The following is a 24,517-nucleotide window of genomic DNA, read 5'->3' as shown; positions in this document are numbered from 1 at the left end:
CCAAACCACCTCTGGACCTGCACTCGGCACGTCAGCCGGCCTTGAGCAGGTGCTCTCGCTCGACGATCTCGAGCGAGAGCACCTTGTAGCCCTCGCTGTCGAAGAACACCCGCATGCGGTCGTCGTCGATCGAGACGACCGTGCCCGGGCCCCAGTCGCGGTGCGACACCTTCTCATCGATCTCGAATCCCGCGTCCGAAGCGGATGCCGGGGCCCGAACGGCGTCTGCTGCTCCTGCCGCGCAGGTGTCGCAGTTGCCGCATGGCTCGTCGAGGTCCTGCCCGAAGTAGCCGAGCAGCACCTGCCGCCGGCAGCGCCGCGTCTCGGCGTACTCCCGCATCGTCTCGATTCGGGAGCGCTCGATCCGCTCGCGCTCGTCGACCCGCTCGAGCGCCGCCTTCACGGCCGCGCGCTCGTCGAGGTTCCGCCGGAGCGACACCCCGGACTTCGACGCGCGCGCCGATCCGGTGTCGATAAGCAGGGTGAGCAGTCCCGTGACGCGGCGCGGCGAGAGTCCGGATTCTTTCGCGAGAGCGGACTTCAGGCGTGCCCGCGTCGACATCGCCCGCATGAGGCGGCGGAGCTCGGCGGCATCCGGATTCTTCGTCGCGAAGTAGCGCCGCAGGGCGAGGTCCTCCGCGCGGTAGTGCAGGGTGCCGTGGGCCTCGTCGCCGTCGCGGCCGGCGCGGCCGAGCTCCTGGAAGTAGGCGTCGATCGACTCGGGGACGTCGGCGTGGATGACGAAGCGCACGTTCTCCTTGTCGATGCCCATGCCGAACGCGCTCGTCGCGACGACGACGTCGAGCTCGTCGCAGAGGAACTGCCGGTGCACCTCCGCCCGCTCCTTCGACGGGAGACCGGCGTGGTACGCCCGGGCCCGCTTGCCGCGCTCGGTCAGGTCGTCGGCGTACTGCTCCGCCGAGCGCCGCGTCGATGTGTAGAGGAGCCCCGGGACGGGAAGCGAGGCGACCTCGTCGACCACGGCTGCGCGCTTCTCACGGTCGTCGCCGTGCCGGCGGACGCCGAGGCGGATCGACGGACGGTCGACGTCGCCGATGTGGATCGACGGGTCGACGAGTCCGAGGCGGGCCGCGATCTCCTCTCGGACGGGGGTGGATGCCGTCGCGGTCAGCGCGAGGATCGGTGGCCGCCCGAGGCGCTCGGCGACCTCGCCGAGACCGAGGTAATCGGGACGGAAGTCGTGCCCCCAGGAGGCGATGCAGTGCGCCTCGTCGACGGCGAGGAGCGCGATGTCGAGGGTGGCGAGCTCGGCGACGACCTCGTCGCCTGCCAGTTGCTCGGGTGCGAGGAGCACGTAGGTCGCCTCGCCCTCGCGCAGGCGGCGCCACGCCTCGGCGCGGGCCTTCTCGCCCCGCCCGGAGTTGAGGGCGACGGCCTTCGGCGCATCGGGGGCGTGCGCGAGACCGGCGAGCTGGTCCTCCTGCAACGCGATGAGAGGAGACACGACGACGGTGACGCCGGGCCGCAGCGCCGCGGTCACCTGGTAGACGGCGGACTTGCCCGATCCGGTCGCCCAGACGACCATCACGTCGCGCCCGCCGGCAGCGGCCTCGATCGCGTCGAGCTGCGCCGGTCGCAGATGCGTCAGCCCGAACCGCTCAGCGGCGACGCGCTCGACCTCGGCGCGATCGGGGGCGGACGATGCAGAGGTGGAGCGGCGTGGCATCCCTCCACGGTCGTCGACGCCGCAACGTCCGAGGACACCCTTGACACCGGATGCCTCGGGCACCAAGCCTGGCAGGATCCCGCCGTTCCCTGACCGCCGCACGGGAGGACCGCGTGCCAGGCTCGATGCGTGCAGATCCCGCCGCGACACCTCACCCTCGACCGCGCTGCGCTCGTCGTCATCGACGTGCAGCGCGGCTTCGACGACACCGCGCACTCGGGTGAGCGCGACAACCCCGACTGTGAGGCGAACGTTTCCGCACTCCTCGACCGCTGGCGTGAACGCGCGTGGCCGGTCGTCTTCGTCCGGCACGACTCGACGTCGCCGGTGTCGCCGCTGCGACCCGGTCAGCCGGGCAACGACGTCAAGCCGGAGGTCACCGGCATCCCGGATCTGCTCGTCACGAAGAGCGTGAACTCGTCGTTCCACGGGACGCCCGACCTCGACGCGTGGCTGCGCGCGAACGGGATCGAGCAGATCGTCGTCACGGGCATCTCGACGAACCACTGCTGCGAGACGACGGCCCGCGTGGGTGGCAACCTCGGCTACGACGTGTACTTCGCCCTCGACGCCACCCACTCGTTCGACCGGACGGCGCCCGACGGCACCGTCGTCACCGCAGCGACGCTCGCGGCGATCACGGCGACGAACCTCGACGGGGAGTTCGCCACCGTCTGCTCGAGCGCCGACCTGCTCCGCTGAACCAACCCTGTCGCCGCGACGGGGTCCGCGGTTAGCGTGGAGGGATGCCGCAGAACCCCTTCGCCTCGCTCGAGGACTACATCGCCCTGCCCCGCATCGACGCCGTCGCGCTCTCGCCCGACGGCACCCGCGCCGTCCTCACGGTCGCGACCCTGAACAAGGACAAGACCGGATACGACCGGGCGCTGTGGGAGGTCCCGGCGACCGGTGGCGGCACGCCCCGCCGGCTGACCCGCTCGGCGAAGGGCGAGCAGGGCGCCGCGTTCACCGCGGACGGCGACCTGCTGTTCGTGAGCGCCCGTCCCGATGCGGAGGGCGACGGCGAGGACGAGGCCGCGCAGCTCTGGCTCCTCCCTGCGAAGGGCGGCGATGCGCGCGCGATCACACGCCTGGCCGGGGGAGTGTCGGGCATCGCGGCCGTCGCGGATGCGGCATCCGTCGCTGTCCTCGCCGCCGACCTGCTGCCGTCGGCGGACTCGCTCGAGGCCGACGCGAAGCTGCGGGCCGAGCGGAAGAAGCGCAAGCTCTCCGCGATCTTGCACACGACGTACCCGGTCCGCTACTGGGACCACGACCTCGGACCCGCCGAGCCGCACCTGCTCTCGCTCGACCTCGACGCGCTCGCCGAGACGATCGGATCGCTCGCCGCTTCGGACACGGCGGAGGACGAACCGGATGCCACGACCCCCTACCCCGCGTCGCTTCCGCGCCCGCGTGACCTGACGCCCGCCCCCGGCCGCACGGCGGACACCGCCGGGACGGCGCTCACCCCCGACGGCCGCACGCTCATCGCCGCGATGCGCTTCCCGCAGGGCCGCGCCGAGCGGTTCGCGATCGTCTCGATCGACGTCGCGTCGGGCCAGCACACGACCCTGTTCGAGGAGCGGTCGACGTACTTCGAGTCGCCGGCCGTCAGCCACGACGGCCGGTCGATCGCCTACGGGCGGGCGGCGTTCTCGGACCCGACCGGCCCCGCCGATCAGGAGCTCTGGATCGCCGGCATCGACGGCTCGGAGCCGCGCCGGATCGCGGAGGGCTGGGACCGTTGGCCGACCAGCATCGCGTTCGCGCACGACGACACCGCGCTCATCGTGACCGCCGACCAGGACGGGCGCGGGCCCGTCTTCCGCGTGCCGCTCGACGGCGGCGCCCCCGTGCAGCTCACGACCGACGACCACGCGTACTCGAACGTGTCCGTCGACCGCGCGACGGGCGCGCTCGTGGCGCTCCGCTCGTCGTGGATGGTGCCGCCGCATCCGGTCCGCATCGACCCCGACGGCACCGTGACCGCGCTCGCGACGCCCGCTGCGCTGCCGGCGCCCGCCGGCACGATGACCGAGGTCGAGACGACGGTCGAGGACGGCGCCCGGGTGCGCGGCTGGCTGCTCCTGCCCGAGGGGGCGGATGCGGCATCCCCCGCGCCTCTCCTGCTCTGGATCCACGGCGGGCCGCTGAACAGCTGGAACGCGTGGAGCTGGCGCTGGAGCCCGCAGCTCGCGCTCGCCCGCGGGTACGCCGTGCTGCTGCCAGACCCGGCGCTGTCGACCGGGTACGGCCTCGAGTTCATCGCCCGGGGCTGGAACAGCTGGGGAGAGAAGCCGTACACCGACCTCATGTCGATCACCGACGAGGTCGTCGCCCGCGCGGACATCGACGAGGCGAAGACCGCCGCGATGGGCGGCTCGTTCGGCGGGTACATGGCGAACTGGGTCGCCGGTCACACCGACCGCTTCCGCGCCATCGTGACCCACGCGAGCCTGTGGGCCCTCGACCAGTTCGCCGGGACGACCGACGCTTCGTCGTACTGGCAGGAGATCTTCACGCCCGAGGCGATGGCCCTGAACTCACCGCACCGCTACGTGAAGGACATCTCCACACCGCTGCTCGTGATCCACGGCGACCGCGACTACCGAGTGCCGATCGGCGAGAGCCTGCGCCTCTGGTCGGAGCTCAACGAGCACTTCGGCGAAGACGACGGGTCGACCGTGCACCGGTTCCTGTACTTCCCCGACGAGAACCACTGGGTGCTGAAGCCGCAGCACGCCGTCGTCTGGTACGAGACGGTGTTCGGCTTCCTCGGCGAGCACGTGCACGGCACGCCCGCGCCGAAGGTCGCCGGGCTCGGCTGAGGCGAGCCCGGCGGACCTGCGTCAGTGCGCGGCGACCTTCGCGCGTCCGAGCGAGGGCACGAGGACCGGCGTCGCGGTCTTGTACGCCTCGTAGTCGGCGTCGCCTCCCCAGCGCTTGTCGGCCTTCTTCTCGAGAAGCGGGATACCGCTCACCCGGGTCAGCAGCAGGATCACGAACACGGGCGAGAGCAGGCCGATCCACTGCCAGCCCTCGAAGACCGGTGCGGCGACGATCGCGACGCCGACCCACGCGAGGATCTCGCCGAAGTAGTTGGGGTGGCGGGAGCGCGACCACAGCCCGGTCCGGATGAAGCGGCCCTTGTTGGCGGGGTCCGCCTTGAACGCGTTCTTCTGCAGGTCGGCGACGACCTCGATGAGCATGCCGACGATCCAGATCACGATGCCGATGCCGGCGAACACGTCGAACGAGACGCGGTCCGCGGGCTCGGTCGCCATCGCGATCCACGCCGCGGCGGCCGTGATGCTGACCCAGAGGCCCTGCATGATCCAGACGCGCAGGAACGACAGCGGGTGAACCTTGATGTCGTCGAAGCGGTCGTCGCTGCCGGAGCGGTGGATGCGGATGAAGAGGAACGAGCCGAGGCGGGCCGCCCAGATGATCACCATCGCCGCCAGGGCGAGCGAGCGGGCGTCGGGCGACGGCGACAGGAGGGTGACGCCGAGCGTGACCAGGATGAACGTCGCGCTGCCGGTGGCGTCGAAGAAGCGCTCGGTGCGAGCGATCGCCGACGGGATGTAGACGAGCACCTGCACGGCGAACGCGGCGGCGACGGCGAGGGCGAAGACCGGGATGCCGCCGACGGTCGCGCCTCCCTGGCTGCCCGCGAGCGCGACGAGCGCGCCGATGACGAGCCCGACGACGACGGTGATGACGGCGGAACGGTTCTGCGAAGACATGGTGGCCTTTCGAGGCGGGGGAAGGTCAGCTGTAGAGGGCGGCGACGACGTCGGAGCCGCGCTCGAGGAGGACGCGGCGCTTGATCTTGAGCGTCGGCGTGATGATGGTGGTGTCGGCGAGGTCGGCGGCGATGACCGTGAAGCGGCGCACCTGCTCGCTGCGTGAGACGAGCGCGTTCGCGGCGTCGATGCTCCGCTGGATCCGCGCCCGCAGGCCTTCGTCGGGGATCTCGCGCAGTTGGCCGGCGGCGGGCGCATCGCCCTGGCGGGCGGCCTCGTCGGGATCGAGGACGATGAGCGCGGTGAGGTACGACCGTCCCTCGCCGACCATGACGGCGTGCGAGACGAGCGGGTCCGCTTCGACGGCGAACTCCCACGGGGCGGGGACGACGGTCTTGCCGGTCGAGGTGACGATGACGTCCTTGACCCGGCCGTCGATGATGAGCCGGCCTTCGGCGTCGAAGCGGCCGAGGTCGCCGGTGCGGAAGAACCCGTCGACGAAGGCGTCGGCGTCGTGCGCAGGGTCGCGGTAGCCGCGGAAGACGCCGATCCCCTTCGCGAGGATCTCGCCGTCGTCGCCGATCCGGACGGTCGAGCCGGGGAGGGGTCGACCGACCGTGCCTGCACGGATGTCGCCGGGCAGGTTGCCGGTGAGCGGCGCGGTCGTCTCGGTGAGGCCGTAGCCCTCGATGACGGGAACCCCGATGCCGCGGAAGAACAGCGACACCTCGGGGTCGAGCCGCGCACCGCCCGAGAGGATGTAGTCGACCCGTCCGCCCATCACGGCGCGCAGGCGGCGGAAGAACAGGGTCTCGAACAGGCGCTGACGAACGGATGCCGGTGCCCGCCCGTCCGTGCGCTGCTCGGCCGCGCGTCCGCCCGAGACGGCGGTCGCGACAGCGGCGCGCCACACGCGGCCGAGGTGCGCGGCATCCGCCTTCTGCGCGGCGGCTGCCTGAATGCGCTCCAGAACGCGGGGGACGACGACGAGGAACGTCGGCCGGAGGACCGACAGCGTCTCGACGACCGTGCTCGGGTCGCTCAGATGCGCGATGCGCATGCCGTTCGCGAGGCAGATGAGCTGCAGTCCGCGCGCGAGGACGTGCGCGAGCGGAAGGAAGATGATCGTGTTGCCCTGCTCGTAGACGACCTCGCCGTAGGCCGCGGCGATGTTGAGCACCTGGCCGAGGAAGTTCCGGTGCGTGAGCACGGCTCCCTTGGGCTCCCCGGTCGTGCCGGAGGTGTAGACGATCGTCGCGGGTGCGTCGAGGTCGGCCGCCGTGCGGTGGCGCTCGAGGTCGGCATCCGTCACGTCGTCGGCCCGCGAGCGCAGGTCGTCGAGGGTCCGGATGCCGCCGGCCACCCGGTCGGCCGGGTCCATCGCGTAGGCGCCCAGGCGTCCCGCGCCGGTTTCGGCGAAGGCGTCGGCGAGGCGGCGGGTCTGGGCTTCGGTTCCGCCGACGCCCAGCACGACGCCGGCGTCGGCGACGATGCCGGCGACCTGGACGGGCGACGACGTCTCGTACACGGGCACGACGACGGCGCCGGCGAACCAGGCGGCGAGGTCGGTGACGGCCCATTCGTAGCGGGTGGAGGCCATGATCGCGAGAGCGTCGCCGGGGGCGACACCCGCGGCGATGAAGCCCTTCGCGAGCCGGCGGACCTCGCCGAGGAACCGGACGGTGGATACCTGCCGCCACGAGCCGTCGCCGGTGGCGACGTCGAACGCGGCGTGGTGGGGAGCCTTCTCGGCACGCTGGACGAGGAGGTCCGTGACGTTGCGATGCCCGTCCACGGGCGCGAGAAGGGGAGTGTGTATCTGCGGCACACAGATGATTCGGAGCCCGAACCGAATCGGATGCCGCTATCTTTCGCCCGAGCGCGAGAGGGTCAGCGCAGGCGCAGGACCGCGTCCCACAGGGCGTCGGCGACGACGCGCTTGGTCCCCGCAGCCTGCGACGCGACCTCGTCGGTGGCGTCGACGAAGAGCACGCGGTTCTCGGCCGTCTCGAAGCCCTCCTGCCAGCCGACGCGGTTCACGGCGAGCAGATCGACGCCCTTGCGCGCCCGTTTGCGGATGCCGCGTTCGCGGAGCTCCGCGTCGTCGGCAGCCGTCTCGGCCGCGAAACCCACGATCGTCTGACCCGGACGGCGCGCCTGGACGAGCCCGATGAGCACGTCGGGGTTCTCGACGAGATCGAGGGTGACGGTGCCGTCCTCCTTGCGGATCTTGACGTCCGAGACCTCGGGGACCGAGAAGTCGGCGACCGCGGCGGCCATGACGACGACGTCGGCCTCGGTGCTCGCGGCGCGCATCGCGGCATCCATCTCGACGGCGGTCACGGCACGTTCGACGGCGATCCGCGGGTGGTGGAGGGCCCTGTCGAGCACGCCCTCGTCGACGTGCGCCGCGACGAGGTGGACGTACGCGCCGCGGTCGGCGGCGGCGAGGGCGACGGCCGCCCCCTGCTTTCCGCTGGACCGGTTGCCGAGGAAGCGGACGGGGTCGATGGGTTCGCGCGTGCCGCCGGTCGACACCGCGACGCGCAGATCGGCGAGATCGGATGCCGGGGCTCCGGCGGCAGCGAGGGCGGCCGCGACGATCTCGTCGGGCCCGACCATGCGCCCGGGTCCGCTGTCGCCGCCGGTCAGCGGGCCGTCCGCAGGGCCGACGATGTGCACGCCGCGCGAGCGGAGCGTCGAGATGTTGGCCTGCGTCGCGGCGTGGTCCCACATGGCGGTGTGCATGGCGGGTGCGACGACGACGGGCGCGGTCGTGGCGAGGAGGGTCACGCCGAGGAGGTTGTCGGAGATGCCGGCGGCCATCTTGGCGAGCGTGTTCGCGGTCGCCGGCGCGACGATCACGAGATCGGCCTGTGTGCCGAGGGCGACGTGGCGGACTTCGGCGACGTCGTCGTGCACGCTCGTCGTGACAGGATGGCGGCTGATCGCCTCCCACGTGGCGGTCCCGACGAAGCGCAGCGAGTCCTCCGTGGGAACAACGTGCACCTCGTGCCCGTTCGTCACCAGTGCACGGACCACCTGCACCGTTTTGTACGCGGCGATGCCGCCCGAGACGCCCACGACGACGAACATGGTCCGATCCTCCCACGGGGTCGGACGCGAAAGGCCACCACGATGTGCACCGTGATCGTCCACGTTCCCGAGGACACCACGGCGGCGATCCGCGTCCTGGCCGTCCGTGACGAGGATCCCGCCCGTGCGTGGGATCCGCTCGGGCCGTGGTGGCCCGACCTTCCCGGGGTGATCGGCGTGCGCGACACCCGCGCGGGCGGCGCGTGGCTGGCGGCGGACCCGTCGGCATCCCGCCTCGCCGTCGTGCTCAACCGGGCCGACCTCATCGACGACTCGCTCGCGACCGGCTCCCGCGGGCACATCGTGCTCGACGCGGCGGCCGGACGCGGGCTGTCCGACGCGCCGCCGACGCACGGCTTCAACCTGCTGACGGTCACGCCGGGTCGCGCCCGCGTCTCGATGTGGGATGGCGAGTCGGTACGCGCAGTCGATCTCGCACCGGGCGTCCACATGATCGCGCACGACGACGTCGACGACCCGAAGACGGCGCGCATCGTCGCCTGGCACGACGCGTTCGCGGCGCCGTCGGGAGACGACTGGATCGCGGAATGGCTCGGCGCGCTCGAACGCACCACGGCGCTGGAACCGACCGACGACCGCGCCATCATCCGCGACAACCGCCCCCACGGCTACCCGACGCTGTCACTCCTCGTCTGCGCGGGATCGGTCTCCGCGAGCGGAGCCGAGGTCGTCTACGGCGAGTTCGACGAGCCCGGGGCGTGGAACAGCCTGCAGCTGCGCTGACCGCGTCGGATGCCGGTGGTACCGTCGCGACCATGGTGGAACCGGCATCCGACCCGATCTTCTTCGCCTCGGCGGCGGAGTTCGGCGACTGGCTCGAAGCCCACCACGAGACGGCTGTCGAGGTGTGGACGGTCTTCTACCGGAAGGGCGATCCGCGGCTGGGTCTGACGTGGGCCGACGCGGTTCCCGAGGCACTGCGTTTCGGCTGGATCGACTCCGTCAGCCGCGGCATCGGCGACGGCGCCCGCGTCCAGCGCTGGACGCCGCGAAAGTCCCGGTCGATCTGGAGCGCCGTCAACATCGCGCACATCGAGCGGCTGCAGGCCGAGGGGCGGATGCACCCCGCGGGAATCGCCGCCTTCGAGCGACGGACCCCCGACCTGTCGGGCGTCTACTCGCACGAGCAGCGGAACGAGCTCACGCCCGAGCAGGCGGGATCCCTCGCCGCGAGCCCGGCCGCCCAGGCGTTCTGGGATGCCGCCACGCCCTCGTATCGCCGGACCGTGGCGCACTGGGTGCAGAGCGCGAAGCGCGAGCAGACCCGCACCGACCGGCTCGCGACGCTCGTCGAGGACTGCGCGGCGGGCAGGCTCGTGCCGTTCCAGCGGTACGGCGAACCGCCGGCATGGCTGGCCCGCGCCGCCGCGGCGGCCTCAGCTGCGCAGGGTAGCTGAAGCGCGCAGGGCTGAGGCGGCGTCCTCCATGACGAGCGCCGCGTTGAGACCGGCGCCGGCCATCGAGCCCTGGCCCATCGAGAGCGGCACGTTGCCGAACGGGGTCACGACGTTGCCGGCGGCGAACGCGCGTGGATGACTCGTCGCCCCGCGCATGTCGACGCGGAGTCCTTCGCCGGGCTCGGTGGATACGGCGAGGTCGAGGTTCGCCGCGTAGTCCAGGTGCAGGCGCGGCGTCGGCGCGGTGAACAGCGCGTCGATCGCGTGCGCGGCGCCGTCCGCCGTGAGGGCTGCGGTCACCACGTCGTCGTCGGTCCGGAGCTCTGTGATCGGGCTGTCGACGAGGCGGATGCCGCGCCCCGCCAGGCGTGCGGCGACCGTGTCGTCGACGTCGCCGAGACCCGCGGTGAACGCGGTCACGTCATCGCTCCACTGCCGGACGAGCTCGATCTGGTGCAGGCTCGCGGGCGAGGTGGCGAGCACGCCGAGGCGGCGCCCGGCGACCTCGTAACCGTGGCAGTAGGGGCAATGGATCACGCCGCGACCCCACTGCTCGCGCAGGCCCGGGACGTCGGGGAGGTCGTCGACGACGCCGGTGGTGAGGACCGCGCCGCGCGCGGCGAGAATGCCGCCGTCGTGCGCCACGGTGAGGTGGTCGCCGGCGTCGTCGATCGAGGTCACGGTCGTGTCGAGGAACTCGACGCCGTACCTCTCCGCCTCTGCTCTGCCGATGCGCAGGAGCTCGGCGGGGGAGCGGCCGTCGTGACCGAGCACGCCGTGCATGTGCGCGGCGAAGCGGTTGCGGGGAGCGCCGGCGTCGATCACGAGGACGCGGCGGCGCGCGCGCCCGAGCATCTGCGCGGCACTGAGTCCGGCGGTGCCGCCGCCCACGATGACGGCGTCGTAAAGGGTGTCTGTCATGACGCCACGCTCCCGCGAGGAGGGCCGAAATGGCAACTTCCTTTGCAGAAGTGGCAAACTCGACCTCATGACGACGGATCTGAACCGGGTGGGGCCGCGCCTGCGCGCGGCGCGGCAGCAGCGCGGCTGGACGCTGGCCGACCTCGCGCAGAAGGCGGGGATGTCGATCAGCACGCTGTCCCGACTCGAGGCGGGGCGACGACAGGCATCCCTCGAGCTGCTGCTCCCGCTGGTGTCGGTCCTCGACCTGCGGCTCGACGACCTCGTGCGCGGGGAGCCCGTCGACCCGCGGGTGCGCCGCGCGACCGAGCGTCGGCACGGCATGGTCGTCGCGCCGCTGACCCTCGAGCATTCGCCGGTGCAGACCTACAAGATCCGGTACGCCGCGGCATCCGCCGCTCCGGCGCCGAAGGTGCACGACGGGGTCGAGTGGTTCTACGTGCTGAGCGGCACGATCCGGCTCCTGCTCGACGGGGAGGAGCATCGGATCGGGGCGGGGGAAGCGGCCGAGTTCGACACGGGCCTGCCGCACAGCATCAGCGCCACCGAGGACGGTTTCGCCGAGGTGGTGAGCATCTTCACCGCGTCGGGCGAGCGGATCCACGTGCACGGCTCGTGACAGTGTCGGCGGCCGGTCGTACGGTGTCGACATGAGAACCGACGAACTGTTTCTCGAAGCGGATGCCGCGTTGCGCTCCGTCATCGATCGCATCGATCCGGCCGACCTGTCGAAGCCGGCCCCGAAGGAGTGGACGTCCACTCCCGATCCCACCTTCCGAGACATCGTCTTCGCGCACGCGTACGACGAGGCCTGGGTCCCCGACGTGCTCGCCGGGAAGTCTCCCGCCGACGGTGACGAGTTCCGGAACGCCGACCTCCTCGGCGACGATCCGATCGAGTCATACGACCGTCTGAACGACACCGCGACGGCCGCGGTGCGGGAGGGTGTCGCGCCCGGGACGACGTTCCGGTTCCAGTACGGCGACTACTCCGTCGAGGAGGGGTTCGCCCACCTGGCGACGTATCGCGCGTTCCAGGCGTGGATGATCGCAAAACATCTCGGCATCCCGTTCCGCATGTCTCCCGAGCTCATCGCGGGGCTGAACGAGAACGTCGTCCCGCACGCCGACGAGTGGCGGCAGTTCGGGGTGTTCCCGCCGGCGATCGATCCGCCCGCGGATGCCGACGACGAGACGCGCCTGCTCTGCACCCTGGGCTTCTGGGTGTCGTGACGGTCAGCGCTCGTGGACCGCGAGGACGTTGCCCGCGGGGTCGCGGAACCACGCGATCGTCGGCCCGTTGCCGCGCATGATGCCCTTCGAGTCGGTGGGCATGTCGTCGTAGATCGCGGTCTCCACCCCCTTGGCGTTGAGGTCGTCGACGGCGGCCTCGACGTCGTCGACGGGGAAGTTCAGGATCGTGAACCCTGCAGGCTCGTGGTGCGGTTTCCCGTAGACGAGCACCGTGCCGCCTGACGCGAGGTTCAGGTGGAGGAATCCGCTGTCGAGCGTCGACACGTCGAGGCCGAGGGTGTCGGCGTAGAAGGCTTGCGCCGCATCGAGATCGTCGACCGCGAATCCGCTGTAGGCGCCGTCGTTCTGGAACATGGCCGTCTCCTTCGTCCGGGGATGCGACCAGGGTGGCGCTCGCGGCGGGGCTTGTCCAGGGGAAGGGTGCCGTTCTTCTGCGCTCGCGCGGAGATCTGCGTTCCCGCGGAGGCTCCGCGCCCCGGACGTCCGCGCGAACGCGGATCTCCGCTCGACGGCAGGGGGTGCAGGTTCAGGAGCCCGGCGGCGGCTCCGAGGGTGACGAGTAGACCGGGACGGATGCCGGTCGCTCCGACGCGACGGCGAGGAGTGCCACGATCCCGAGTCCCAGTGTGCGGACGAGGAATCCGATCACGCCGAGCGCCGACGAGAGCCCGACGAACTGGACGGCCGTGGCCTGGTCGGCACCCGCGACGACCACCAGGCTGAGTGCGTCGCACGCAACCGAGACGGCGAGGGCGATCGCCGGCGCCCACCGCCAGGCGCGCGGCGCGACGGACGCGCGGCCGATCTGCACGACGGCGACGAGGCTCAGGGCGAGCGGAACGAAGGTGGATACCTCCCACGGGATGAGCGGGATGGGGTTCATGGGGTCCTGGAACAGGCCGACGATCCGCAACGCCAGGGGCCAGAGGGCGACGAGCGCGAGCGTGATCATCCCGAGGGGGCGACGAGCGACCACGCTGTCGCGGGGTGACGTGCCGATCGCGAAAATGAGAACCGCAGCTGCCCAGAGCAGGTCGACGGAGAATGCCAGGACGTCGGTCAGTGACGAGCCCAGCGTGGCACTGAGCAGGATGCCGGCCACCCCGCACGCGATCAGTCCGGCGCCGCCGATGGTCCAGGTGAGTCTGCGTCCGCGCATGCCTGCACGCTATCGGGTGAGGTCGGCGGGCGGTGGTCAGGCCGGGGCGGGCTGCGGGCGAAGCTCGCCCGTCGCAACGTGCCGTGGGATGCGGTCGGTTGTGACAGGGGAAGGGGTGGATGCGGGGTCGGGCCGGTGTCGGAACCGATGTCGGAACCCCCTTCTAGTCTGGGACTATGTCCAGCCCTTCCCCGTATGTCGATGAGGTCCCCGAGGGGATTCCGACGACCCTGGACTGGGTTGTGTTGAGCGCGGACATGGCGACGATCCATGCGGCGCAGCGGTATGCGTGCATCGTCGAGTTGTGGGATGACGCGATCCGCGCGGCGACCCGGGATGAGGGTGCGTCGGTGCTGGTGGAACGGTCGGTGCGGCTCGAAGTCGCGTCGGCGTTACGGATCAGCGAGCACGCCGCGGGACGTCTCATGGGGGTCGGGCGGGCGTTGGTGAAGCGGTACCCGGCGGTGTGGGAGTCGATGAGCCACGCGGACATCACCGACACCCACGCGACGATCATCGTCGACGGGCTCGATGAACTCGACGTCGTGCGGGATGACCTCATCGGTGAGGTGGTGGCGCTGGCCGAGGAGGTGCCGACCGGGCCGTTCCGCCGCGCAGTGAAACAGATCGTGGACCGAGAGCGTGAAGCGACGATCGCGGAACGTCACTCGGATGAGGTCGCCCGCCGGCACGTGCGCGTCGAACCCGGTGCGGACGGGATGGCGTGGCTGACCGCGTACCTCCCCGCGGTCGAAGCGCACGCGATCCACGGCAGGCTCACCGCTATCGCGAACACCCTCGATGATGAGCGTTCGCTGGACCAGAAACGTGCCGACGTGTTCGGCGACCTCCTCATCGACGGGGAGACCGAATCCCTTCCCGACACGGTGCGCGGCATCCGCCCGACCGTCACGGTCACCGTGCCCGCTATCACGCTCCTCACCGGTGACGGCTCTGCCGCGCAGGTCGACGGCGTCGGCCCGATCCCGCTCGACCGGGCGCGGGAGTTGTGCGGGGCGGCATCCGGGTGGATGCGGGTCCTCACCCACCCCGACACCGGGGTCGTCCTGTCCGTCGGACGTGAACAGTACCGGCCTCCCGTGGACCTTCGCCGGCTCGTCGCGTGGCGGGCTGCCCGGTGCATGGCCCCCGGCTGCGGGATCCCGGCGGATCGGTGCGACATCGACCACACCGTCGACTGGCACCACGGCGGACACACCGACGCCGGCAACCTCGCACCCCTCTGCCGCGGGCACCACACCCTCAAACACCACACCGACTGGCAGGTCACAGCCAGACCGGGCGGGGCGCTTGAATGGACCTCGCCCGCAGGCCGGATCTACCTCGTAAAGCCCGAACGACGCATCCCGCAGTTCACCACCGACCCACCACCGTTCTAGGACCGACGGTCAGTTCTGCACGTCCACGGTCACGATGAAATCGTCGTCCGACACGACGACGATGCGGTCGGTGTACATCTCGATCACGTCGCCTGCGTCTTCTTCGTCCATCCCGCGCAAGGCGCGTCCGCTGGGGATACGCGTGATCGGTATGCGGGAACCATCACGATCGATGGCCTCCAGCTCCACGATCGTGCCGGCGACCTCGATGACCTTCAGGCCCTCCGACTCCTCCAGGCCGTGATGCGTCTCGACGAAAGGACCGTCAGCCACGGGGACGACAGTCCATTCCACACGCGTGAACCGGACGAGTTCGGGGCCGCAGCAATCGTGCTCCCACCCACCGACTTCGACCTCGAGACGCGTCACGAGCCTCAGGCGCGGTGGTCGCGGTAGTACTCCAGGAGCGCCTTGGTCGAGGAATCCTGCGACTCGAACGCGTCGCTGTCGCCCTCGATCGCGGGCGCGATCTGCATGGCGAGCTGCTTGCCGAGCTCGACGCCCCACTGGTCGAACGAGTTGATGCCCCAGATCGCACCCTGCGTGAACGTGATGTGCTCGTACAGGGCGACCAGTTCGCCGAGCACCGTCGGCGTCAGCGACGGCGCGAAGATCGACGTCGTCGGACGGTTGCCGGGGAACGTCCGTGCCGCGACCAGCGCACCGGTCGTGCCCTCGGCCTCGACCTCCTCGGCCGTCTTGCCGAACGCCAGTGCCTTCGTCTGCGCCAGGAAGTTCGCGAGGAACAGGCCGTGCACATCCCGGTCGCCGTCGGTCAGCGCGTAGGCGGGGTTCGCGAACGCGATGAAGTCCGCCGGGATCAGCCGCGTGCCCTGGTGGATCAACTGGTAGAACGCGTGCTGCCCGTTCGTGCCCGGCTCACCCCAGAACACCTCGCCGGTGTCGGTCGTGACGGGGGAGCCGTCCCACCGCACCGACTTGCCGTTCGACTCCATCGTCAGCTGCTGCAGGTACGCGGCGAACCGGCTCAGCTGCTGCGCGTACGGCAGCACCGCGTGCGACTGCGCGCCGAGGAAGTTCGTGTACCAGACGTTCAGCAGGCCCATCAGGACAGGCACGTTCTGCGCGAGCGGCGTCGTCCGCACGTGCTCGTCCACCGCGTGGAAGCCGGCCAGCAGCTCGCGGAACGTGTCGGGCCCGAACTCGATCACGAGCGACAGCCCGATCGCCGAGTCGACCGAGTACCGGCCGCCCACCCAGTCCCAGAAGCCGAACGCGTTCGCGGTGTCGATGCCGAAGTCCGCGACCTTGTCGAGTGCCGTGGACACCGCGACGAAGTGGTGGGCGACGGCATCCTTCTTCTGCTCGTCGCTGCCGTCGATGGCCCCCGCCGACGCGAGACCCTCCCACAGCCAGTCACGGGCGAGGCGCGCGTTGGTCAGCGTCTCGAGCGTCGTGAACGTCTTCGAGGCGACGATGAACAGCGTCGTCTCGGGGTCGAGGTCCTTCGTCTTCGACGCGATGTCGAACGGGTCGATGTTGGATACGAAGCGCGCCGAGATGCCGGCATCCGCATACGGCTCCAGCGCCGCCGAGATCATCACGGGCCCGAGGTCCGACCCGCCGATGCCGATGTTGACCACCGTCTCGACCTTCTTGCCGGTGATACCGGTGAACTCGCCCTTGCGCACCCGGCCGGCGAACTCGGCCATCGCGTCGAGCACACCCTGCACGTCGGCGTCCACGTCCTGACCGTCGACCGTCAGCGACGGCGTCGCGTCAGCGGGACGGCGGAGAGCTGTGTGCAGCACGGCACGATCCTCGGTCGTGTTGATGTGCTCGCCCGCGAGCATCGCGGCGTACCGCTCGGCGACGCCGGTCTGCTCGGCGAGGCGCACGAGGGCGGCGACGATCTCGTCAGTCACGAGGTTCTTCGACAGGTCGACGTGCAGGTCGGCGACGTCGTGCGTCAGTGTGGCGACGCGCTCCGGGTCTGCCGCGAACCAGCCGCGCAGATCGGGGGTGAAGCCGGCTTTCAGCGACTCGAGTTCAGCCCAGGCGGACGTGGTGGTGGCATCGATCGGAGCGTTGGTCACCCCTCAACGCTACTCACGTTCCGACCCCTCCGCCCCCGCGTGTCGTACGCGGTCGGCGCACCGACCATCCGACCCGCCGCGAGCGTCACGACGTCATCCACCTCGCCGAGCTCGCCGAGGTCGTGCGTCACCACGACGACCGCCGCACCCCTGTCGGCCGCGACGCGCAGAGCGGATGCCGCGGCTCGCCGCGACGCATCGTCGAGACCGCTCGTCGGCTCGTCGAGGAGCAGCAGATCCGCGTCCTGCGCGAGCGCCTGGCCGACGAACGCCCGCTGACGCTGACCTCCCGAGAGCGCACCGAGCGGACGAGAGGAGTACGGCCTCAGCCCGACCGCGTCGATCGCCTCGGCGACGCGCTCCCGGTCCCTCCGCCGCAGCGGGCGAAAAGCGCCGCGCTCGCGCCAGCGGCCCATCGACACGAGATCGGTGACGGTCAGGGGCAGGCGAGCGGTGTCGGCGGTGTGCTGCGGCACGAGTGCGATCGCCGTTCCCGGGCGCATCTCGACCGTGCCCGACGTCGGCGCGCGGAGCCCCGCGAGCACGGATACGAGCGTCGACTTCCCCGACCCGTTCGCACCCACCACGGCCGTGAGCACGCCGGCGCGAACGTCGAGATCGACGCCGTCGAGGGCGCGGTGCCCGTCGATGTCGACGCAGACCTCACCCAACCGGACGACGACCCGTGAGCTGTGCATCCGACCAGTATTGCAAATGAAAACCGTTCTCAATTACGTGTACAGTCGGGCACCGTGTCCGTCCTCCTCGATCCGTTCGCCGTCGCCTTCGTCCAGCGCGCCCTCGTCGGTGGCGCCCTCGTCGCGGTCGTCTGCGCGGTCGTCGGCACGTGGGTCGTCCTCCGCGGAATGGCCTTCCTCGGCGAGGCGATGGCCCACGGCATGCTGCCCGGGATCGCGGTCGCCACGCTCACCGGGTTCCCACCCGTGGTCGGCGCGGCCGTCAGCGCGGCGGCGATGTCGCTCGGCGTCGGAGCCCTGCAGCGCCGCGGCCGGCTCTCGGCCGACACCAGCATCGGCCTCCTCTTCGTCGCGAGTCTCTCGCTGGGGGTCATCGTCATCTCGGCCTCGCGCAGCTTCGCGACGGATGCCTCGGCCATCCTCTTCGGCGACATCCTGGCGATCGAGCGGGGCGACCTCGTGCTCCTCGCCGTCGCTGCGGCTGTGACCCTGCTGGTCGCCGCCGCGGGCCACCGTTCCTTCGTCGCCCTCGCCGTCGACCCCCGCCAGGCGCAGTTGCTCGGCCTCCGCCCCCGACTCGCGCACATCCTGCTCGTCGGACTCGTCACCCTCGCTGTCGTCTCGGCCTATCAGGCCGTCGGATCGCTCTTGGTTGTCGGCATGCTCCTCGGACCGGCCGTCGCCGCCGGCGCGTGGACCCGCCGCATCGTGCCGACCATGGCGCTCGCGGCCGTCATCGGCACCGCCGCCGTGGCCGTCGGCCTCGTCCTCTCATGGCACCTCGGCACCGCCGCGGGAGCCACCGTCGCCTTCACGGCGATCTGCTCCGGCGCGGTGTCCACCGGCATCCGCGCCCTCATCCGCCCCACCCGCCCCGCCCTCGACGAAAGGACCGCATGAACCGCCGCGCCCCGATCGCCCTCGTGCCCGCCCTCGCCCTCGCCCTCGCCCTTACGGCCTGCCAGTCGGCACCGGCATCCGTCCCCGAATCGACGGGCGAGGGACACGGCGCCATCGCGGGCGCCACCGAACTCGCCGAGCCCGCCCTGCACCTCACGAGCGTCACCCCGGGCGGTGAGGTCCGCCACCTCGACCTGCTCGACGAGACGACCGACGCACTCGGCGAGATCACGCCGCCGACCTCGCTCGAGACCGACGGCCGGTTTCTCTACGCGGGGCGCGACGGCGGCGTCGGGATCGTCGACAGCGGCGTCTGGACGTGGAACCACGTCGACCACTTCCACTACTACGAGGCTCCCGCAGTGATCCTCGGCGACCTCACCGGCGACGGCGAGCCGACCGTCGTCGCGAGCGACCTCGGTGCGGGGATCCGGTTCGACGGGGGAGAGGCCGTGCTCCTCGACCTCGACGCGCTCAAGAAGGGGCGCATCGAGGAGCGCTTCCGCCTCGATGTCCCCGCCGGCTCGGGCATGGTGGTCCCGCTCCCGACGGGCGCCCTCGTGACGGATGCCGACGGTCTCCGCCACGTCGACGCGACCGGCGCCGACGTCGAGACCGTGCCCTGCAATGATCCCGCCGGTTCGATCGCCACGAACGTCGGCGTCGTCGTCGGATGCGCCGACGCTGCGATCCTGGCGGTGACGGATGCCGACGGCACCTCGTTCGAGCGGATCCCCTACCCCGAGGGTGCCGACGACCGCGCGCTCTCCTTCGCCGCACGCGAGGGGCGGCCGACGGTCGCCGGCCTCACCGGCGGCGACGCGTTCTGGCTGCTCGACACCCGCGAGCGCGCGTGGACCCGCGTCGATGCCGGCGAGCCGCTCGCCCGCGTCGCCGCGGTCGACGACGCCGACCAGCACGTCGTCGCCCTCACGACGAAGGGGGAGGTTCTCGTGATCGACGGCGAGAGCGGCAAGGCGATCGCGCGCACGAAGCCGCTGGTGACGGCATCCCTCGCCGACCCCGTCCTCGCGGCGGGCGTGACCCTGCAGATCGACGCGAACCGCACCTACCTGAACGGACCCGCCGAGAACGCGATGTTCGAGATCGACCACGCCGACTCCGCGCGCATCGCGCGCACGTTCGAGACGCCGGATGCGCCCGCCTTCGTCGCGGAGACGGGCCGATGAGGCGCGCGCTCGCCGCGCTGGTGGTCGCCGTCGTCGCCACGCTGACCGGCTGCGCTGCGGCCGGCAGCGACCGGCCGACCGTCGTCGTCACGACCGACCTGCTCGGGGACATCACGGCGAACCTCGTCGGTGACGAGGTCGATGTCGTCACCCTCATGCCCCGCGGCAGCGACCCGCATTCGTTCGAGCTCTCAGCGCGCGAAGCCGCCCGCATGCGCACCGCCGACCTGCTCGTCTCGAACGGGCTGGGGCTCGAAGAGGGCGTGCAGCACCACGTCGACGCCGCGGTGGCCGACGGGGTCGCCTCGTTCGTGGCGGGCGACCACATCGAGCCGCTCGACTACGCCGACTCGGATGCCGTCGACCCGCACTTCTGGACCGATCCCACGCAGACCGCCCGCGTGGTCGAGGCGCTCGCGCCGCAGCTCGCGCAGATCGCCGGGGTAGAGGCATCCGTCGTCGAGAAGGCGGCCGAGGCCTACCTCGACGAACTCGACGAGCTGGATGCCGACATGGCCGACACCCTCGGTGCGATTCCTGCCGAGCGCCGGGCGCTCGTCACGAACCATCACGTCTTCGGCTACCTCGCCCGGCGCTATGACGTGCGGATCCTGGGAGCGGCGATCCCGGGTGGGACGACGCTCGCCGCGCCCAGCGCCTCGGACCTGAAAGGCCTCGTCGACGCGATCGACGACGCCGGCGTGACGACGATCTTCGCCGACTCGTCGCAGCCCGACCGGCTCATGCGGGTGCTCGCCGACGAGGCCGGCCGCGACGTCGACGTCGTCTCACTGTTCACCGAGTCCCTCGCCCCCGAAGGCTCGCCGGGCGGCACCTACCTCGACATGATGCGACGCAACCTGCAGAGCATCGCCGACGGCCTCACCCCGTGAGGCATTCCCTGGAAAGGAAACCCATGAAGAAGACCCTGCAGTTCGGTGCCCTCGCCGGCGCCGCTGCCCTGCTCCTCGCGGGCTGCGCGTCCGCAGCGCAGCCCGCATCCGACCCCGCCGACAGCGCGGCCGTACCCGACGGCCCCCGTGTCGCCGTCGGGTACGAGGGGGGCGTGCTCGTCCTCGGTGGCGACGACTACGCGAATCTCGGCGAGTTCGACTCCGAGGACTTCATCCGCCTCAACGCCGCCGGCGACGGCCGACACGTGATGGTGACGACCTCGAAGGGCTTCCAGCTGCTCGACGCGCAGCAGCCAGAGCTCACCGACCTCGTCGTGCCCGCCGCCACCGCGGGGCACGTCGTCTCGCACGCCGGCAAGACGGTGTTGTACGACGACGCGACGAGCGACACGACGATCTTCGACTCGGCAGAGCTGGCGAAGACGGGCGATGCCCTCCCGAAGGCCGACGTCATCGCCGGCGTCACCGCGCACCACGGCGTCTCGGTCGAGCTCGAGGACGGCACCCTGCTGACGACCGTCGGCGACGAGTCAGGGCGCACCGGCATCCGCGTCCTCGACAAGGACCGCAACGAGATCGCGTCGAACGACGAGTGCCCCGGCGCGCACGGTGAAGGCACTGCGAAGGACGAGGCCGTCGTCTTCGGCTGCGAGAACGGCGCCCTCGTCGTGAAGGACGGCGAGATCACGAAGCTCACGTCGCCCGACGAATACGGCCGCATGGGCAACGCCTACGTCTCCGAGGACAGCCTGCTCGTCGTCATGGACTACAAGGACGACCCGGATGCCGAGGGGTACCTCCTCCGTGACATCGCCCTGATCGACACAGCAGCGAAGACCCTGAAGAAGGTCGCGCTCCCCGATGGTGTCGAGTACACCTACCGGGGCGTCGGACGCGGGCCGGACGCCGAGGCGGTCCTGATCGGCACCGACGGCAAGCTGCACACGATCGATCCGGCCACCGGAGAGGTCGTGTCGTCGCTGAAGGTCGTCGACCCGTGGGAGGGACCCGCCGAATGGCAGGACCCGCACCCGTCCGTCAAGGTCGCAGGGTCGTTCGCCTACGTGACCGATCCTGCCGACAGCGAGATCGTCGTCGTCGACCTGGCCGCCGACAAGATCGCGAAGACCGTGGCGCTCGACCACGTCCCGAACGAGATCGCCGTCGTCGGCTGACCCCTGACACACCGCGAGCCGTCGCGGATGGTCGTTTCCCCGGTTCGGGGGCGACCATCTGCGACGGCTCGTCGTACGTAAGGGGCTAGACGCCGGGGCGGAGGGTGACCGTACCGGCCGAGACGGTGGCGTCGATGGTGCGCGTGGCGCTCGTCGAGGTCTGCAGACGGTTGTCGAACGTGCCGACGGAGACGTCGGACGTCACGCGGTACGCCTCGTCAGGGAGGGTCGCCACGAGGGTCCCCGCGCTGACATCCACACGGACGTCGTCGAGGTCCTCGCCGCGGAGGTCGGCAGTGATCTGACCCGCGCCGATGGTGAGATTCGCGCGCTGTACCCCGTCGACAGCGACGTCGGCATCACCGGCGCTGACATCGACCCGGACGTCGTCCGCGGAGCCGGTCACCGTCGCGTCGCCCGCACCGACCGACACGTCGAGGAGCCCGTAGGTGCCGTCTGCCGTGACCGATCCCGCCGCGACGTTGACGTCGGCATCCAGCTTCTGGTCCGCCATCTCCTCGGGGAGGGTCAGCGTCGCGCGGTTCTCGGTCGCGTCGAAGCCCACTTGGAGCATCCACCACGGGCGCGAGTTGGAGAGCGACAGCGTCTCGCCGCGCCGCTCGAGCTTCCAGTCGCGGTTCCCGTCGACGGTGAGGGTCGCCTCGTCGACGTCCGCATAGTCGACGACGACGTGACCGGCCGAGACGTCCAAGGACAGGCCCGTCACCCCCGCGACATCGGCCGACTGATCGCCGGCGCCGCGATTCGTGCTCGCGTAGGCGATCGAGCCGATGCCCGAGACGAGCGTCCCGAGCAGCAGTACGCCGCCGAGCGACATCGCGATGATCGAGACGATTTGCGCCGACGCGCGCCGCGGCTGCTGCGGTGGCTGCGGGGCAGGCGTCGTGGGAGCGGTGGGCGGGGGAGTGAGGTCGATGCTCATCGGTTCGTTCCATTCTGATCGGGATGCCCGGCGGCGGGCGAGGTGCCGTGTTCGAGGTGGACGAGAGCCGCGAGCACCCGTCGGTTGCCGTGCTCATCCTGTTCGAGGCCGAGCTTCTGGAAGAGCGAGGTGATGTACTTCTCGACGCTCGCCTCCGAGACGAAGAGCGCCGTGGCGATGGCCGCGTTGCTCTTTCCCTCGGCGATGAGCGCGAGGACGGAGCGTTCCCGGTCGGTGAGGCGCGACATCCGCTCGTCCCGCGCTCGGCGGGTCAGCAGCTGGGCGACGACCTCGGGGTCGAGGACCGTGGCCCCGGCGGCGATCCGGTCGATCGAGTCGAGGAAGTCCTTGACGTCGGCCACGCGGTCCTTCAGCAGGTACCCGAGGGCGGCGTTCTGCCCGGTGATGAGGTCGCTCGCGTAGCGCTCCTCGACATACTGGCTGAGCACCAGCACGGGGAGGGTGGGATGCTGCGCCCGCAGCGACAGCGCGGCCCGGATGCCCTCATCGGTGAACGTCGGCGGCAGCCGGACGTCGAGGATGCAGAGCTCCGGCGCCGACGCGGTCACCGTCTCGACGATGTCGCCGGCGTGGGGGAGGGCGGCGACCACGGTGTGGCCGGCGTCCTCGAGCACGCGGACCAGGCCTTCGCGCAGCAGCGTCGAGTCCTCGCAGATCAGGATGCGCACGGGACCGTCACCTCCAGAGCCGTCGGTCCACCGATCGGGCTGTCGAGCGTCGCGGTGCCGCCGGCGGCGAGCACCCGGTTCATGATCCCGTCGATACCGCCGCCGGGCAGCACGCGTGCGCCGCCGATGCCGTTGTCCTCGACGCGCGCCCAGATGAGGCGTCCGGCCTGGGCGTCGTCGCGGCTGCGGACCACGACGCGCACCTCGGTGGCGCGGGCGTGCTTGGCGGCGTTGGTGAGCGATTCGGCGATGACGAAGTACACCGCCGCCTCCGAGGTCGCGCTGCAGCGTTCGTCGAGACGGACGTCGAGGGCGACGGGGACGTGAGACCGTGCCGCGAGGGCCGAGAGGGCGGCATCCAGTCCCCGGTCGTCGAGGACCGAGGCGTGGATGCCGCGAGCCAGCTGACGGAGCTCGGTTATGGCCGCCTTCGTCGAGGTGTGAGCCTCATCGATGAGCGCCTTCGCCGCAACCGGGTCGGAGTCGATCTTCTGCTGCGCCAAGCCGAGGGTCATCCCGACCGAGACGAGCCGCGGCTGGACGCCGTCGTGCAGGTCGCGTTCGATGCGGGTGCGCTCGACCTCGCTGGCCCGCACCGCACCGGCCCGCTGGGCCCCGGCGGTCCGCGCCTGCTCGGCGAGGACGGCCTCGCGCGAGGGCACGAGGATCGACCGGGTCAGAAGGTCGTCGAGCAGGGTGACCCCGAACAGGATGCCGAGGCTCACCAGGACCGCGAGTATGCCGCCCGCGACGGCCCAGCCGCCCGTGACCGGGATGCCGAGGACCGGCAGTCGGCCGCCCGCGGCGCCGACGAGAGGCGAGACGGCGAGTCCGATGCCGGTCACGACGGCAGACGTGGCCCCGATGACGATCCAGCCGAGCACGGCGGCGATCGCGAAGCTGCCGATGCCGCGCCACATCGCCCCGTCGGTGAACTGGAGCCACAGCGTGCGGAGGAAGCCTCGGAAGCCCGGCTGACCGCTCGCGCGGATCGCCAGCGGCGGGATGCCGTGGCCGTACAGGCCTTCGGCTCGTTCATGCTCGAGCCAGGCCGCGGCCCACGCGACGTAGAGCGCAGCGATGATCAGGACGAGGCCGATACCCAGGACGAGCGCCAAGCCGATACCGGTGCCGAAAAGGGTGGCGGCGGTGGTGAGGATGCCGATGCCCACCAGGGCGATGGCGGCGAGCTGCGCGAGCGCGCCCAGGCGCCGCAGCGGCCGGAGCCGCCGGGGAGGCGCGGAGGTGTCGGAAGTCATGTCCCCACG

General features: G+C 71.1%; 24 protein-coding genes. 11 read left to right on the top strand and 13 right to left on the bottom strand.

The window, feature by feature from the left end:
- Positions 1 to 31: 31 nt before the first annotated feature.
- The gene (locus AC4NN1_RS09035) at positions 32 to 1,750 is read right to left on the bottom strand and encodes a RecQ family ATP-dependent DNA helicase (RefSeq protein ID WP_491955213.1); all 1,719 of its coding nucleotides are present in this window, start codon (positions 1,748 to 1,750) and stop codon (positions 32 to 34) included.
- A gap of 66 nt (positions 1,751 to 1,816) precedes the next feature.
- On the opposite strand from AC4NN1_RS09035, the gene AC4NN1_RS09030 reads away from it, so the two are divergent.
- Positions 1,817 to 2,389: a cysteine hydrolase family protein gene (locus AC4NN1_RS09030; RefSeq protein WP_491955088.1), complete on the top strand. Its 573-nt coding sequence runs from the start codon at positions 1,817 to 1,819 to the stop codon at positions 2,387 to 2,389.
- Positions 2,390 to 2,433: 44 nt separating this feature from the next.
- Positions 2,434 to 4,518 (top strand): S9 family peptidase, encoded by a 2,085-nt coding sequence (locus AC4NN1_RS09025; protein ID WP_491955087.1) that lies wholly within the window; start codon positions 2,434 to 2,436, stop codon positions 4,516 to 4,518.
- Positions 4,519 to 4,539: 21 nt separating this feature from the next.
- On the opposite strand, the gene AC4NN1_RS09020 is transcribed toward AC4NN1_RS09025, so the two are convergent.
- The 3 genes from AC4NN1_RS09020 to coaBC form a co-directional block, all read right to left on the bottom strand.
- On the bottom strand, positions 4,540 to 5,436 hold the full coding sequence (locus tag AC4NN1_RS09020; protein WP_116228139.1) for a DUF1295 domain-containing protein: 897 nt from the start codon (positions 5,434 to 5,436) through the stop codon (positions 4,540 to 4,542).
- 25 nt (positions 5,437 to 5,461) lie between these two features.
- Positions 5,462 to 7,264 carry an AMP-dependent synthetase/ligase gene (locus tag AC4NN1_RS09015; RefSeq protein WP_491955086.1) on the bottom strand — a complete coding sequence of 601 codons (1,803 nt, stop codon included), beginning with the start codon at positions 7,262 to 7,264 and terminating at the stop codon, positions 5,462 to 5,464.
- Between the two features lie 62 nt (positions 7,265 to 7,326).
- Positions 7,327 to 8,532: a bifunctional phosphopantothenoylcysteine decarboxylase/phosphopantothenate--cysteine ligase CoaBC gene (gene coaBC / locus AC4NN1_RS09010; protein ID WP_491955085.1), complete on the bottom strand. Its 1,206-nt coding sequence runs from the start codon at positions 8,530 to 8,532 to the stop codon at positions 7,327 to 7,329.
- 42 nt (positions 8,533 to 8,574) lie between these two features.
- On the opposite strand from coaBC, the gene AC4NN1_RS09005 reads away from it, so the two are divergent.
- Positions 8,575 to 9,276 (top strand): NRDE family protein, encoded by a 702-nt coding sequence (locus tag AC4NN1_RS09005; RefSeq protein ID WP_311858972.1) that lies wholly within the window; start codon positions 8,575 to 8,577, stop codon positions 9,274 to 9,276.
- The gene (locus tag AC4NN1_RS09000; RefSeq protein ID WP_491955084.1) at positions 9,252 to 9,950 is read left to right on the top strand and encodes a YdeI/OmpD-associated family protein; all 699 of its coding nucleotides are present in this window, start codon (positions 9,252 to 9,254) and stop codon (positions 9,948 to 9,950) included. Before AC4NN1_RS09005 ends, AC4NN1_RS09000 begins: the two co-directional genes overlap by 25 nt.
- Here the strand turns inward: AC4NN1_RS09000 and AC4NN1_RS08995 are convergent.
- The gene (locus AC4NN1_RS08995; RefSeq protein WP_491955083.1) at positions 9,930 to 10,871 is read right to left on the bottom strand and encodes an NAD(P)/FAD-dependent oxidoreductase; all 942 of its coding nucleotides are present in this window, start codon (positions 10,869 to 10,871) and stop codon (positions 9,930 to 9,932) included. The two genes, AC4NN1_RS09000 and AC4NN1_RS08995, sit on opposite strands and share 21 nt — an antisense overlap.
- A gap of 67 nt (positions 10,872 to 10,938) precedes the next feature.
- Between AC4NN1_RS08995 and AC4NN1_RS08990 the strand changes: the two genes are divergently transcribed.
- Together AC4NN1_RS08990 and AC4NN1_RS08985 are read left to right on the top strand one after the other, a co-directional pair.
- Positions 10,939 to 11,490 (top strand): helix-turn-helix domain-containing protein, encoded by a 552-nt coding sequence (locus AC4NN1_RS08990; protein ID WP_491955082.1) that lies wholly within the window; start codon positions 10,939 to 10,941, stop codon positions 11,488 to 11,490.
- Between the two features lie 31 nt (positions 11,491 to 11,521).
- Positions 11,522 to 12,103, top strand: coding sequence for a DinB family protein (locus AC4NN1_RS08985; protein ID WP_491955081.1), 582 nt, complete (start codon positions 11,522 to 11,524; stop codon positions 12,101 to 12,103).
- Positions 12,104 to 12,106: 3 nt separating this feature from the next.
- Here the strand turns inward: AC4NN1_RS08985 and AC4NN1_RS08980 are convergent, their stop codons facing one another.
- Complete coding sequence (locus tag AC4NN1_RS08980) at positions 12,107 to 12,478, bottom strand: VOC family protein (RefSeq protein ID WP_491955080.1); 372 nt, start codon at positions 12,476 to 12,478, stop codon at positions 12,107 to 12,109.
- A 172-nt stretch (positions 12,479 to 12,650) separates the two neighbouring features.
- Complete coding sequence (locus AC4NN1_RS08975) at positions 12,651 to 13,283, bottom strand: hypothetical protein (RefSeq protein WP_491955079.1); 633 nt, start codon at positions 13,281 to 13,283, stop codon at positions 12,651 to 12,653.
- A 176-nt stretch (positions 13,284 to 13,459) separates the two neighbouring features.
- Here AC4NN1_RS08975 and AC4NN1_RS08970 point away from each other — a divergent pair, with 176 nt between their 5' ends.
- On the top strand, positions 13,460 to 14,683 hold the full coding sequence (locus AC4NN1_RS08970) for an HNH endonuclease signature motif containing protein (RefSeq protein ID WP_491955078.1): 1,224 nt from the start codon (positions 13,460 to 13,462) through the stop codon (positions 14,681 to 14,683).
- 9 nt (positions 14,684 to 14,692) lie between these two features.
- Here AC4NN1_RS08970 and AC4NN1_RS08965 read toward each other — a convergent pair whose 3' ends face one another.
- From AC4NN1_RS08965 to aztA, 3 genes are all read right to left on the bottom strand, one after another.
- Positions 14,693 to 14,956, bottom strand: coding sequence for a hypothetical protein (locus AC4NN1_RS08965; protein ID WP_491955077.1), 264 nt, complete (start codon positions 14,954 to 14,956; stop codon positions 14,693 to 14,695).
- A 101-nt stretch (positions 14,957 to 15,057) separates the two neighbouring features.
- Entirely contained in the window at positions 15,058 to 16,740 is a 1,683-nt protein-coding gene (gene pgi, locus AC4NN1_RS08960) for a glucose-6-phosphate isomerase (RefSeq protein ID WP_491955076.1), read from the bottom strand.
- Positions 16,737 to 17,438: a zinc ABC transporter ATP-binding protein AztA gene (gene aztA / locus AC4NN1_RS08955; protein WP_491955075.1), complete on the bottom strand. Its 702-nt coding sequence runs from the start codon at positions 17,436 to 17,438 to the stop codon at positions 16,737 to 16,739. Before aztA ends, pgi begins: the two co-directional genes overlap by 4 nt.
- A gap of 54 nt (positions 17,439 to 17,492) precedes the next feature.
- Between aztA and aztB the strand changes: the two genes are divergently transcribed.
- Genes aztB through aztD form a run of 4 tightly spaced genes read left to right on the top strand, consistent with a single transcriptional unit; the run spans position 17,493 to position 21,617 of the window.
- Complete coding sequence (gene aztB / locus AC4NN1_RS08950) at positions 17,493 to 18,338, top strand: zinc ABC transporter permease AztB (RefSeq protein ID WP_491955074.1); 846 nt, start codon at positions 17,493 to 17,495, stop codon at positions 18,336 to 18,338.
- A complete protein-coding gene (locus AC4NN1_RS08945; protein WP_491955073.1) occupies positions 18,335 to 19,528 on the top strand; it encodes a hypothetical protein in 1,194 nt (397 codons plus the stop codon). Before aztB ends, AC4NN1_RS08945 begins: the two co-directional genes overlap by 4 nt.
- Complete coding sequence (locus tag AC4NN1_RS08940) at positions 19,525 to 20,421, top strand: metal ABC transporter solute-binding protein, Zn/Mn family (protein WP_491955072.1); 897 nt, start codon at positions 19,525 to 19,527, stop codon at positions 20,419 to 20,421. The genes AC4NN1_RS08945 and AC4NN1_RS08940 overlap by 4 nt, the downstream gene beginning before the upstream one ends.
- A 23-nt stretch (positions 20,422 to 20,444) precedes the next feature.
- Entirely contained in the window at positions 20,445 to 21,617 is a 1,173-nt protein-coding gene (gene aztD, locus AC4NN1_RS08935; protein WP_491955071.1) for a zinc metallochaperone AztD, read from the top strand.
- Between the two features lie 85 nt (positions 21,618 to 21,702).
- Here the strand turns inward: aztD and AC4NN1_RS08930 are convergent, their stop codons facing one another.
- From AC4NN1_RS08930 to AC4NN1_RS08920, 3 genes are read right to left on the bottom strand one after another with little or no spacing between them, the layout of a single operon-like run.
- Complete coding sequence (locus tag AC4NN1_RS08930) at positions 21,703 to 22,560, bottom strand: hypothetical protein (RefSeq protein WP_491955070.1); 858 nt, start codon at positions 22,558 to 22,560, stop codon at positions 21,703 to 21,705.
- Entirely contained in the window at positions 22,557 to 23,249 is a 693-nt protein-coding gene (locus AC4NN1_RS08925) for a LuxR C-terminal-related transcriptional regulator (RefSeq protein WP_491955069.1), read from the bottom strand. Before AC4NN1_RS08925 ends, AC4NN1_RS08930 begins: the two co-directional genes overlap by 4 nt.
- Positions 23,237 to 24,508: a sensor histidine kinase gene (locus AC4NN1_RS08920; RefSeq protein ID WP_491955068.1), complete on the bottom strand. Its 1,272-nt coding sequence runs from the start codon at positions 24,506 to 24,508 to the stop codon at positions 23,237 to 23,239. The genes AC4NN1_RS08925 and AC4NN1_RS08920 overlap by 13 nt, the downstream gene beginning before the upstream one ends.
- Positions 24,509 to 24,517 lie beyond the last annotated feature (9 nt).

This window comes from Microbacterium sp. MDV22-iso44 (genome assembly GCF_058629135.1).
This window is presented reverse-complemented; position numbering and strand designations above follow the sequence as displayed.